This window comes from Candidatus Nucleicultrix amoebiphila FS5, from assembly GCF_002117145.1.
Taxonomy (GTDB): Bacteria; Pseudomonadota; Alphaproteobacteria; order Caedimonadales; family Nucleicultricaceae; genus Nucleicultrix; species Nucleicultrix amoebiphila.
The window spans coordinates 1,441,093-1,453,688 of record NZ_CP008743.1; the positions used below are offsets into that span (position 1 = coordinate 1,441,093).

General features: G+C 38.5%; 12 protein-coding genes. 2 read left to right on the forward strand and 10 right to left on the reverse strand.

Going from position 1 to position 12,596, the window contains the following annotated elements; translation table 11 throughout:
• Nucleotides 1-33 precede the first annotated feature (33 nt).
• The 4 genes from GQ61_RS07160 to GQ61_RS07175 all read right to left on the reverse strand — a co-directional run bounded on the left by GQ61_RS07160 (nt 34) and on the right by GQ61_RS07175 (nt 5,484).
• Nucleotides 34-2,382 (reverse strand): PAS domain-containing sensor histidine kinase, encoded by a 2,349-nt coding sequence (locus tag GQ61_RS07160; RefSeq protein WP_085784671.1) that lies wholly within the window; start codon nt 2,380-2,382, stop codon nt 34-36.
• Between the two features lie 103 nt (nt 2,383-2,485).
• Nucleotides 2,486-3,142, reverse strand: a complete 657-nt coding sequence (locus tag GQ61_RS07165) for a hypothetical protein (protein WP_085784672.1) — start codon at nt 3,140-3,142, stop codon at nt 2,486-2,488.
• Nucleotides 3,143-3,233: 91 nt separating this feature from the next.
• Nucleotides 3,234-4,253, reverse strand: a complete 1,020-nt coding sequence (locus GQ61_RS07170; RefSeq protein WP_085784673.1) for an NAD(P)/FAD-dependent oxidoreductase — start codon at nt 4,251-4,253, stop codon at nt 3,234-3,236.
• A gap of 22 nt (nt 4,254-4,275) precedes the next feature.
• Nucleotides 4,276-5,484: an MFS transporter gene (locus tag GQ61_RS07175; RefSeq protein ID WP_085784674.1), complete on the reverse strand. Its 1,209-nt coding sequence runs from the start codon at nt 5,482-5,484 to the stop codon at nt 4,276-4,278.
• Between the two features lie 325 nt (nt 5,485-5,809).
• Between GQ61_RS07175 and GQ61_RS07180 the strand changes: the two genes are divergently transcribed.
• Complete coding sequence (locus GQ61_RS07180) at nt 5,810-6,652, forward strand: SDR family NAD(P)-dependent oxidoreductase (protein ID WP_085784675.1); 843 nt, start codon at nt 5,810-5,812, stop codon at nt 6,650-6,652.
• A 106-nt stretch (nt 6,653-6,758) separates the two neighbouring features.
• On the opposite strand, the gene GQ61_RS07185 is transcribed toward GQ61_RS07180, so the two are convergent.
• From GQ61_RS07185 to GQ61_RS07200, 4 genes are all read right to left on the reverse strand, one after another.
• Nucleotides 6,759-7,160, reverse strand: a complete 402-nt coding sequence (locus tag GQ61_RS07185) for a hypothetical protein (RefSeq protein WP_157111170.1) — start codon at nt 7,158-7,160, stop codon at nt 6,759-6,761.
• Between the two features lie 105 nt (nt 7,161-7,265).
• Entirely contained in the window at nt 7,266-9,473 is a 2,208-nt protein-coding gene (locus GQ61_RS07190) for an ABC transporter substrate-binding protein (protein ID WP_085784677.1), read from the reverse strand.
• Between the two features lie 2 nt (nt 9,474-9,475).
• Nucleotides 9,476-10,531, reverse strand: a complete 1,056-nt coding sequence (locus GQ61_RS07195) for a ligand-gated ion channel (RefSeq protein WP_157111171.1) — start codon at nt 10,529-10,531, stop codon at nt 9,476-9,478.
• 133 nt (nt 10,532-10,664) lie between these two features.
• Nucleotides 10,665-10,922 carry a CDGSH iron-sulfur domain-containing protein gene (locus GQ61_RS07200; protein WP_085784679.1) on the reverse strand — a complete coding sequence of 86 codons (258 nt, stop codon included), beginning with the start codon at nt 10,920-10,922 and terminating at the stop codon, nt 10,665-10,667.
• Nucleotides 10,923-11,007: 85 nt separating this feature from the next.
• On the opposite strand from GQ61_RS07200, the gene rnhA reads away from it, so the two are divergent.
• Entirely contained in the window at nt 11,008-11,490 is a 483-nt protein-coding gene (gene rnhA / locus GQ61_RS07205; RefSeq protein ID WP_085784680.1) for a ribonuclease HI, read from the forward strand.
• Here the strand turns inward: rnhA and GQ61_RS07210 are convergent.
• Both GQ61_RS07210 and GQ61_RS07215 read right to left on the reverse strand, forming a co-directional pair.
• On the reverse strand, nt 11,487-12,254 hold the full coding sequence (locus GQ61_RS07210) for a hypothetical protein (RefSeq protein WP_157111172.1): 768 nt from the start codon (nt 12,252-12,254) through the stop codon (nt 11,487-11,489). The genes rnhA and GQ61_RS07210 overlap by 4 nt on opposite strands.
• Before the next feature lie 25 nt (nt 12,255-12,279).
• Nucleotides 12,280-12,591, reverse strand: coding sequence for a hypothetical protein (locus tag GQ61_RS07215; protein ID WP_085784682.1), 312 nt, complete (start codon nt 12,589-12,591; stop codon nt 12,280-12,282).
• Nucleotides 12,592-12,596 lie beyond the last annotated feature (5 nt).

Genomic DNA, 12,596 nt, shown 5'->3' on the forward strand with positions numbered 1-12,596 from the left:
TTATACCCTAGGACACTCCGCAGGGTGCCTCAATTATTTAACAGCACTTTGTACAAGCTTAATATTTTTAGGGGTTGTGGTAGACTTAATATTAATGGGAAAACGACAGACAATTTCATGGAGACCGTTTTCAAAAATTTGCGTTGCAAGTGTTCCTCGGCACATAACAATAAGATTTCTCACCAATGTTAGCCTCCAGCTTGGAGCTACTGATTCAGTGTTCATTTTTTGATCATATTTTTCATCATAACGCGATAATGTCATAATGATATCTTGATTTTCACGGGATACATGAATTGGAATTTCTTGTTGTGTCTTGGCGCGTTCAAAGCACTCTTCTAAAAGATTCGAAAAAATTTGACGCAATTGTAGAGGGTCAGTGCTAATAGTTGTGACATCTTCATGACAATCTATTGTAAAACTGATGCCACTTTTATCTGTATATTTTGCAGTCATTTCTTCTATGAGATTCCGTAAAAAAGGGCATACAGAAATATTTTCTTCCTTTGAGTATGAATTCACTGCCTCGACCTTCGCAAGGTTAAGGATATCATCGGCGAACTTAAGAAGCTTAATGGCAGACTTATCAATAGACTTCATTTTGTCTAATTGCTTTTTATTCAATTCTCCTTGGGTTCCTTTATAGAGTATTTCAATTACTTTCTGAATCTCTCCTGCAGGCGATTTCAATTCAGAAGAGACACGTGTAATCAATTCCGATTTTAGTTGATCGGCCTTTTCAAGAGCTTCATTTCTTTCTCTTAATATTTTTTCCATACGATAAGTATCGCTTATGTCAATACAACTCATGAGATGGGAACCATCAGGAAGTGGGATATACGAAAAATCCACTACGGAACCATCTTGGCGATAGACTTGTTTTTTCTTTGGAATTCGATCAGTTGCTGCGGCTAATAATTTGCTTTTGCGCAAATTCCAATCTTTATGTTCATCAAAGAAATTCTGACAACTATCAAGGATGGCTGACATATGAAGACCTTCTTTGCATTGGTTAGCAGAAAGATCCCAAATGCGTCTAAAAGCTGCGTTGGTAAGCCTGAGTCGACCATCGCTTCCAAACACAGCGATTCCTTCAAAGAGGTTGTCTAAGGATGTGCGTTGCACGGCCATCTGAATGTTATATTTGCGCTCAAGGATCAGAGAATCAGTAAGATCTTCATAGATATAAAAAATCCCACCCATGGGATGGGGAGAAGTAATCTTTCTTAAAGTACGTTCGTCGGGGAGATGGATCAATTCCTGAAATGGATGAAGAATCGTCGTGACCATTTGCAGCTGATTTTTTTTATAAGCTGCGTAATCAGCATGTTCTGGCAAAGTACGGCGTTGTCTCAAGTCGTCAAGAACTTCTCCTAAAGTAGGTCCAGAGTGTAACCAGTTTTCATCCATATCAAACATACGGCTATAGGCTTGATTAAAGAATTTAATGCGTTTGTCTGATCCATAAATTGCGACACCAGCTGATAAATTCTCTAGAACTTCACGATAAGCAGCTGTATGGCGTTCTAGTTCTGAAAGCGCTTTTTTTAGCTCCGTGAGATCAACAGCAAACCCTGCAATTCCTAATTCTTCATCGGCCGTTTCATGGAAACTCATGAGACGCCGCTCTCCATCAAATATCAGATATTTCTTTATTTCTGTATTGAGAGGCTCAGAAAGCTCTTGTTTAAATGATGTTGAATTGTAACCCCATAATAAACGATTTTGAGTAATAATTGTTTCCTGAGGAAGATCAAGAGCTTGGGCATAAGATTTATTACAGAATTCTAGTAATCCTTGCTGATTACGAAACCAAACGGGAGTTGGTAAACTGTCGAGTAAATATAGAAGGAGCTTTCTTTCTTCTTGGAGAAGCGTCACTTGTTCATTAATTTTTTGTGTTAGTTTTTGTTCAGACGTTAAGTTTTGCCACCAGATCAGTATTTGGCGCTGAGGTAAAACTAAAGTGGCTTTGACATAAAGCGCCTCTCCACGATGATTCATGACTTGGGTGCGAATGGTTTTTTGACCGCGCAACAATTTTTTAAGCGCAAGTTTTAAACTCTCGGCCCCTTCTTTGTTCAAAAACTCAAAAACATCGTTAAAATTTTCAAGATTTTTTGAGCTTCCGAGTAATTCAGAGAGATCGTTGCTGCATCTAAATCCTTTACCTTTTGAAGTGTAAAGAAGCCAGGGAAGATTTGAAGATTCAAGAATAGAAAGAAGGCTTTCTGACCAAGAAGTAGTTGTGGTGCCTTTTTGAATATGGAGCCACACAGCATAAACAACGATGCCTGCGAAGAACACGAAAGCACCGAAAACCCAGGGGGTTAACAAAATGTTTTCGTCTAATAGTTGGTTCAGATAATATTTTGATGTCACGATGTCTACCCAGGATCCCAGAATTAATTTCGAATGGTTAATTTTCTGTAAACGTTCATCAGTATTAACGAGACCTGTGAATCATCAACATAGGGATGATGGATTAACCCTGTTGAATGCTAAAAGTAAATTTACCTTGATCGACTGGGGTAATTTTAACAAGAACAATATGGGGCTTATCTTTATAAAAAACTGTCCACTCTTCCAGAACTTCTTTGGTGCTTTCTGATACTTTTTTAATTTCAAAGGATACAGCTTTCATAAATTCATCAAGATTTTGAGAAGGGATATTGAGATTAAATTCATCCTTGAGATGGTTATGGATTGCTGGAAAAGCAATGTCGTTAAACATTTCAGGAGAAACCATAGAATGACCAGAAAACATGTGTTTGATATCAATTTTATTGCAATCAGCTGTAATCAGAAGATTTACTTGGTGATCATTGCCAGCTACGTCAAAGTGTACAACCTCTTGCCAAGTTCCATTTTGTCCGCCACAGGATTTATTGGTGCCCGCTTCAACAATGGTTTTTACGCGACGCGATTTTAAAATGACGTCTTGGTTGTTATTGGTGAGAACACCTAAATTAAGTTTTGACAAGCCTTTGAGTAACGTAGGGAGGGAGAGTTGAGTCTCATTTCTGAGGTCTCTAATGATAGAGAATTCGGTTGTAGATTCTGTTTCACCCGCATACAAAGGGGACAGTGTGCAGAGCGTGCACAGACTAAGCATAAGTTTTTTAATGAACTTTTTTGTCATTGTCGCTCCCTATTTTGATTCTTAATACATAAGAAAAATATCTATAACCGATCAAGCAAAAAATCATAAGTATATGAAAAAAAACGTTTTTCTATTTATGGCCTGGCACACCATGCGTTGTTGAATATTCAAAGTGTAAGGCTTCCCCAGGAAAAACGATTTCTCTTGCGGCATGGGCTGCTTGAGCGGCTTCTGCGAACCCTGAAAGAATTAATTTTAATTTTTTGGGGTATATTGCAATATCACCGACGGCATAAATCCCTGGCGTTGATGTCTCGGTGGTGCTTGGGTTTACAAGAATATGATGACGTTCCAAGTTTAGTCCCCATTCCGCAATAGGTCCCAAATTCATAGCGAGTCCAAAAAAAGGTAAGAGACAATCTGCTTCAATTTTCTTAATTGCACCATCAAGGGTTTTAACAATCACTGTGTGAAGATTTTTATCGACACCTTCAAGCCCTTCCAATTGATAAGGAATGACCATTTCAATTTTTTGCTTGGCAACGAGTTCTTCAAGGCGTGCCACACTTTCTGGCGCAGCTCTAAATTTGGGACGACGATGGATAACATAAACACGCTTTGCAATTTCCGAAAGAGATATAGCCCAGTCAACGGCTGAGTCTCCGCCTCCTGCAATTACAATATTTTGATCTCTAAAATCTTCACGCTTCTTCACATAGTAAAAAACACTATGCCCCTCATAATGCTCAATATTCTCCAAAGGAGGTCTATTGGGGCCAAATGCTCCTACTCCTGCTGCGATAATAATAGCCTTCGCCTTTATTTTCGTTTCTTGAGAGGTGGTAATTAGCCATCGGTTGTCAGGAGATTTTTGTATAGCGCTGACCTGTTGATTAAGATGGTATGTGGGATTAAAAGGGGCTGCTTGTTCTTTAAGATTATCAATAAGATCGGCTGCCAATATTTTTGGAAAACCAGGGATATCATAAATAGGTTTTTCAGGATAAAGAGCCGTACATTGTCCTCCAACCATCTCTAAGCTATCTATAACATGACACTGCATTTTCAGCATGCCACATTCAAAAATTGTAAAAAGACCTACGGGACCTGCCCCGATAATGGCAACATCTGTTTCGAATAAACCAGCCATACTTAACCTCATTTTTAAATATCTAAGCTTCGATATTTTTCTTTTTATAGGATTTTATCAATGGAAGCGAGAAAATCGCGACACCAGCAATAAGCGCGCTTGTGATAAAGGAGGCTGAAGGACTCATATGATGGGAAATCCACCCCATAATATTATTACTTAAGAAGAGAGTAATCCCGATCAAAAGGTAAAAGACTCCAAAAGCTGTTCCACGGGTTTCAGGAACGGTTGTATCCGCGACCTTTGCCATCAGAAGGCTTTGGTTGATACCTATGTGTAATCCCCAGAAAGCCGCCCCTAAAAGAGCCATCCAAATATTATAAGCTAAAGCCAAAATAACGCCCGAAATCACAACCATAAAAAAACCAATGGCTAGCAAATAACGACGATCCATTCTGTCTGACAAACGGCCAATAGGATAAGCGATCATGGCTGAAAAGTTCTGGACAACCATAACGAGAGGAATGAGGTGTTGGCTAATACCTACTTTCTCAGCATGAATCAGCAAAAAAGCACCGCTATAGTTAGAGAGAGTAAAAAAACAAGCAACAGCCACTACACGCCAGTAGTTATTGCTTAAGCTTACGATACTTGACCAGCTAAAAATTTTTGTAGGGTGTAAAGGCCCCATCATCTTTTCGCGCGGTACATCACGAACATGGCAAAGCATGACATACAGAGCAAACAGAGGAGGGATCGTTGCAGCAATAAACAGATAGGAATAGTTTTCACCAGATTCTAAAAAGAAAGCAATCATAACGAGGGCGCCTAAAACTGAACCAGCAACACTCAGAGTTTGACGAAGGCCATAAGATGCCCCTTTAAGATGTTTTGGAGCCAAGTCGCCCACGAGAGCTTCGCGAGGCGTTGCTTGAATGCCATTGCTGAGTCGATCAATGGATCTCGCAAGGAAAAAGAGACCGATACCGGGAGCAAGAACAAAAAGAATACGAGAAATAAAATTGAGTCCATACGCGACCACAAGAGCTGGTTTTCTTTTGCTCATATAATCGCTGGTCATGCCCGAAATAATACGCGTTGCCCAAGCTGTAAATTCGACTAAGCCTTCTATAAAGCCAAGCCCAATAGTTGTAACCCCAAATACTTTCGTTAAATAATAAGGCGATGCCATAAAGACAATGACTGAAGAGACATTAATCAAAAGGGAAACAATGCCTATTGCCCAAATGCTTTGTGGCAATTGTAAGAAATTTCGTAAAATATGCTTCATAACCTAGTTACTAAAAAAATATAAAGACCTCTCCAAAGGCGGAGTATTATTAGGTTTTTTTATTGAAGGCCTTGAGAAAATTTAAAAGAGTATCTTGATAAACCTTTTTCTGGAAAAGGGCAAGCTAAAAAATTGAATTTAATAGGTCTTATAGGCTTATCCGAAAAGTGACTGTGAATTAAGCTTAGGAGATGGTATTTCCTGAGTTCATAAGTTCTTTATAACGCAAAATCCTGGATAGCCGGAACCCACCATTAAGTATTTTCTTTTTTTTCGAGAAAGGTTACTTATAGTAAGGCCCTTAAAGTTTTATCAGGAGAATTGCATGTTGAATCAACAGGTTGTGCGCATAGGTGTCTTATTAGTGAGCATTTTCTTAGCGCTTATACATGATGTAAAAGCAGATACAGCTTCGTTAAAAAACAAGGTTATTTTAATCACCGGAGGGTCCAAAGGTATAGGAGCAGAAATCGTCAAACAAGCTTTAGAACAGGATGCTTACGTTATACTACAGTACAATAGCAACAGTCCTTCTCAGATTGGAGAATTTTCTCCTGATCGCGTTTTAACAATTCAATCTGACTTTATGAAAATCGAAGCGCCATCTAAGCTATGGCATACAGCTCTTCAATGGAAAGGCCATATTGATGTATTAATCAATAATGCTGGTATTCTAGAATATACCAACCCTGCGGATAATTTAGAGGATTGGCAAAACACGTGGCATCGAACGCTACAGGTTAATCTCGTTGCTGTAGCAGATCTTTGTAAGGAAGCCATTAATTATTTTAAACACAATAAAAAATCTGGCGTTATAGTTAATGTATCAAGTCGCGCAGCCTTTAGGGGATATGGACCTGATGGGATGGCCTATGCTGCATCCAAAGCTGGCGTAGTAGCTTTGACGCGCTCCATTGCCAGAGCTTATGCGCGTGATCACATTTTTTCGTATACTGTCGCCCCGGGTATTACGGAAACAGATATGGTGACAACCTTCAAGAATAAGTACGGAGATAAGGTGCTTGAAAAAGCGCGTGAAGACATGCCAACAAATGATTTTGCGACTCCGCAAGAGGTGGCGCGTGCCATCCTATTTCTCAGCACTGGAGATATGAAACACTCGACAGGAATGACTTTTGATATCGTTGGAGCTGCAGATTTCCATTAAGCTAACTTTTAAGGTGTAGAGAAATAACCTCCATCTCCTTCGAAGGAGCGTGACACAAAACTTGTTGTGTCACAGTTATTTTTCGGATTCGGATAAGTATTACGTCTTATCGTTTTAAATTATTGGTATAATACTCGGGTGCATGATGTTTGATAGCGAGCTCACAAATTTCGAGATGATATTTTGTTTCATTGCGTAATTGATCGTACAAAAGATCCCAAAGAGGATCTTTGGGATCTAAGTCTTTAAAATACTTTGTTGCTTCACAATCTCTAATTGCATACTGGCAAAAAGAGCTTACAAAGGAATTGAAATTTGCCATTAATGGCTGAAGACCCGTGCAAGTGAGCTTACCATTATAGGTTTCAGGCGTATGATCAGAAGCGTTCACATCCGTTCCAGGCGTATAAGTAGGGGTGGCAGGACTTAATATCTGTTGTGCAACAAGTGATTTTGTAACAAGAACGGAAAACATTAAACCAGCAAATATCTTAAGTGATACTTTCATTACGCCTCCTGGGAATTTTTTAGCTATTGTCGTTGGCAAGGAAGGTTTTGTCAATTCCTTACTAAACGAACATTGATAAAACGAATCGCCACTCCATAAAGGCATCTAACGAATCGATGGCTCAATTAAAATCCAATCCTTTTTGCCGACATCTAACCATACATTCTTAGAAAGCTCCCGTGTTTCAGGATTAAAATCCAAAGACAGCCCTTTAAAAGGTGTGTTCTTCATGGCTTCGAAAGAGGCAATAATTTTATCTAAATTAAGAGGGGAGGGGAGATTTTTTAACACTTCAATTAAAAGGCTAGTATTAATGTATCCTTCCAAAGAATCTGTATCATAAAGAGTCCCTGGATAAACGCGCTGCATTTCGTCGTGATATTCCTTAATAATCTCAATGTTTTCATTATCCGGATTGGGGAGTGTTCTTGAGATAATAAAACTCAGTCCTTTTCCGGGTTGATCTTTTTTATCAAGTCCTGAGACAAAATCTTTAAATCGGTCTGATAATATCGACGTGCCCATTAAAATTGTGTTGCTTAAAAATGAGATTCCTAGCTTATTTACTAATTCTTTTGAGGGAGCTAATCTTGAAAAAAGAAAAATTACATCAGGATTGCAACTTTGAATAATCTCAACAGCTTTCTCAACATTGACACTATTGCGAGGGTAAGAAACTTGGCAGATACGGCTTTCAGGAACATTATACTGTTCTTTAAGCATTTTTTTGGCTGTGGTCAAGGCTTCGCGTCCAAAGTCATCATCTTGATAAAAGACTGCGAACTGTCGTTTCAATAAAGTTTCGACAGCATATTTGACAAGAGCTTCTACTTCTTTACTGACTGAAGGCTTAAAATGGATAATATATGATAACTCATTTTTTCTTAAAATTGAAGCTCCGGAACTCGGAAACAAAACAAGTATTTTCTTGTTTTGGATTAAAGGAAAAAGGGTTTCTATAACAGTTGTTCCACTGAAGCTAAACACTATGTCCGTATTATAGGTTTTTAGGAAGTTCGTTACGTTCTTCAAAGTTAAAGAGGGAGAATACTCATCATCTTCAAAATATACTTTCAGTAATTCTTTATGAATACCACCTTCTCGATTCAATTTACGAACTCTTAAATCTATGCCTGCTCTCGCTCTTTCTCCTACTATTCTTGCGGCTCCTGATAGATCGAGTGAGCAGCCAAGTGATGGACCGTACTTTACGAATTTATGCATAGTGCGATTCATGGGTTCCCCTGAGATCAGATGAAAGGTATTTTGAGAAAATTCAAGAGAAGGATCAGAGACCTTATGCGAGTAAAGAGTTATATTTGAATCATAAAGGGTTTGTCCTACGTCTATAATAGAAAAACTATCATTGTAAAAATTATAGAGTCTTTGAAAGGAAAGTGTGGGACTTGAAAAGAGAGTCCAGTTTTGAATCCCCTTCGTTGGAGGGAGTTGACTAAGTCCAGGTGTTGCTTGGTACATTCTGGATCGACTTTGGTTAGCAATCAAAACTTCAATAGGTTTTCTGATCTCTGAAAGAGACTCAGCTTTTGTTTCATAGAGACTATTGAAAACCAAATGACCTGTTTGAGGAGAAGGACCTTCAAAAAAAATTTTTGTTGGCAGAGAATCGAAATATTTCTTTAAATTGACAAAATAAGCATCCTTTTCAGGAAGGTCTCTTAAACGGATTTTGATTTCTCTTTGAAAATCATAAAATCGCCAGGCTTGATGATGTTCATGGCTGCCTCGTAAGTAAATCACCTGCTGAGGGTTCTTATTGATAAGACTTAATACCAGCGTTAATGTTTCTAAATTAAAAGGTGAGCGATCAATAATATTTCCCATAAAAATAAACTTTATATTGGGTTTTAATATTTTGAGTGACTCATCGATATACCCTTCTTTTTTTAATTGGTTCAAAGACCGCACGAGCGCGTGGAAAGCACCGTGGATGTCTCCCCAAACAACCAATTGATCACCAGGGGTCAGTTGAATAAAAATGCTGTCTTTATTGGTATACGCGCTTTTATTGAAGGCCTCCTTAAGACTGTTTGTAAGTTTTTTCTTTGTCCATAAGGGCTCTTTTCCAACAAACACTGAAAAATTAAAAACTTCTTTGAAAAAACCTGGTGTAATCGTTTGATGATAAGTCGTGTAATCTGGGTTCAGAAGGTTATCGTTATCTGGTACGGGAAATTCTGGAAGTTCTTTGGCAGCGTCTTGAAAAGATTTTAAGGTGATAGGAGAAGCATTCCCAGAAGATAGAGAGAAGAGAAAACCAACAATAGCACCGATTAAAAACTTTCCTGCCATCTTTAGCTCGACGTTAATCCATAAAAAATTGCAACGGTAAAAATTTGAATAGCGTAAAAAATTGCATTTTTGAAATTCTTTTGCATAGGCTTTTCTAGTTCATAAATATTGATAATCAGAATGATAAAAGTAGACAGCAAGAAAAGAACATACAAATAATCAACAGGCGTATAATATCCTACACTTGGCGATAATTGTTCGATGACAAAGCGATGGACTAATAAACCCGTCAAGCTTCCAATGACAATCGTCAGTCGTGTGCCTGCTTTTCCTTCAATAAGAAGACTCAATAACCCACAAAAGAAAAGAAAAATGCTGGGACCCAAAATAACAAAAACATTACGAAACCCAGGCTTTATAAAAGTTACGGCAAAAACAACAGCTGGATAAGATAAAAATTTTCTCTGGTCCTGAATATCCAGGGAATTTTTAATGTAACCAGACCTAGCGTCAAAATCAACAGGAGTCCAGCCATGGGGCTTTATTTCATTGGTAATGCGCAGACCCGATTGACTAGCTTCAAAGAGTATCTCTTTGGGGCTTACTTTATCAATCGTCATTGTTAAATAGATTCTATGATCGTTAAAAGGAAAAAGATGATGCATTAAGTCTGAATTAAATTTAACTGAAATTGGATAAATCGCGAAAAGCCTTTTACCAATGAGTTTAACTAATGGAGGTGATTTGGTAAAATGAGAAGCTTTCTCAAACTGAAAATTTTCGATTGTTTGCAGAGAAAGTAAATGAGGGTTGAAATCAAACCATATTTCGCCCTCAAGAGAAAAAATACCTGCCTGAACATCAAATTCAGGAAAGTTTTTTATGAAAAGTCCCACATTAACAATTTCTGCTCCGAACCCGAATTGTTGCTCTTTATGTGCGAGATTTGGAAAAATTGGAGGCAGGGGTTCAGAAACATTGTATTGATGAAGCATCATCAAGGCTTTTAAGAAAAATAACCCCATAATCATGATCAAATAAACAAGCTGGAATCCTTTCTTATGATAAAGGGGGAGGACTGGTGTATTTCTTGGGTTTATTCTTTTTTTCAAAGTCATGTCTTCTTCATTATTTATTAATTTAATGATACATTGAACATGCATCAAAAATCAAAAAAAATCGAAGACCTGCAAGCAACACAGAAAAGCGCTGCTTGAAATGACATCTAATCCATTAAAATTCAAAGGAAATTTAAGAGGGGTCGTTTACCTTCAAAGAACTGTGCGTACCATCACAAAAGGGAGCTTCCTGCGTAGCTTTGCACCCACAAAGGTAAAGAGTCTGGTTGCGTTCAGCCACAAAAGGTCGAGATTTCAAACCTGATCCTTTGTGTTGACCATCGCAAAAGGGTTGATTTTGGCTAAGACCGCACGTGCACCAAAAATAGGTTTTACCGGCCTCAACATTCACTTTATACGGACCTTTTTGGGTGATTTTTGGCAGTTGCATAAGGACACCTCATTTACCTCTCGTGAAAAATCGTGTATCCCATATGTATCGAAGCAACTCCTATAACACAAGGTCACATTTTATTATGAGCAATTCCTTAGAGACTATAGAAATTTTTACGGATGGAGCCTGTAGTGGCAATCCTGGGCCTGGTGGTTGGGGTGTGATTATAAGGCGTCCAGATGGAGAAGAGGAGTATGCTGGGGGTGAAGCTGAGACAACCAATAATAGAATGGAATTGATGGCTGCTATTAAAGCCTTTGAAATCTTAGGAACATCACCGTTTCATTTAGTTTTTCATACGGATAGTAAATATCTAAAAGATGGGATTACCCAATGGCTTCCCAAGTGGAAAGAAAACGGTTGGAAGACTTACAATAATAAACCTGTAAAAAACATTGATTTATGGCAACGGCTTGATGAGCTGTCAGCCCCCCATAAAGTTGAATGGCACTGGGTCAAGGGACACAATGAACATCCAGAAAATGAACGGGCTGATGTGTTAGCAAAGAATGCGATCGTCACGGAAGTGATGAAAGCGACCATGGCTAAGCAAAACGCTTCTTAAGAGGGTTTATCTTGAGGCGTTTTATCTTCTTCTTCTTCTTTTTTTACAGGAGCTTCTTTGTACAAATTCTCTCTAGCAGCCTCTTCAGAGGTTGACTGAGTAAAGTTCACTTGGCGAATTTTCTTTTCCTTGTTAGCGAGGGCCTCAGTTAGAGTTTTGATTTCTTTATCCAAGTCTTCTCTTGCCTGACGGTCTATTTCCTCCTCTCTCAACAAAGACAGAGCTGTCTGTTTTTTGTGAAGTTTGGCCGTCAGTTTTGATGATGCTTTGCCAAGAGAAATAACAGTTTCGAGGCTTTTTAGATGAGCGATATTTGTTTGAATTAAACTTAAAATTTGCGGAATACGATCTTTGTGAGGATGATTCTCTTCTCCCTCAATAGTTGCCTTTAATTCCATCAATTTTTGTGTGCCTATCTGCAATTCTCTAAATTGTCTGGCTTTTACGCGCAGCTCAGCATCAAGGGGACTTTCACCAGCGAAAATAGCTTCCAGAACTTCAGGTTCCAGGACAACTTGAGTTATGTGAATGCTAAGTTGCTGTTGATGATTGCGTTCTTGTTGTTCTTTGGTTATACGTTCACGGCTTTTTCTGCATTCTTCTACAACTCTTAAAGCTTCTTCATCGACAGATGGAAGAGAGTGAATCGAAGGTGAATCTCGACTTTGTGACTCTTCTTTTAAAGTATCTTGATCATATGTGGCGTGAATTTGTTGAGGAATCAATAAGCCCATTAATATAGTTGCTAATACGTAGTTTCTCATTAATTATCTCCGTTGATATTTTAGTTTACTTCTTGTGTTCTGGAGAGACACTCGAAGTAGGCATTGCGCCTGTTACCCCTAAGAGTCGCGCAATTTCCATAACTTCGGCATCACTAGGGTTCCCATCACACTCTTTCAATATAACGTTCATTTTTCTTACATTAGCCATAAGTTGAGTCGGATCAAAAGGAAGTTCTTCTGTATTGGAAGGGCGGTCAAGGAAAACGATTATAGGCCCAGACTGCTTGCCTATTCTTTCATCAGGATTTTCTTCTTTCGAAGCGTGAAGAAAGCTCGTCCAACATAAAAGCAGTGTTCCCAATACTATGAAGCGCATGCATC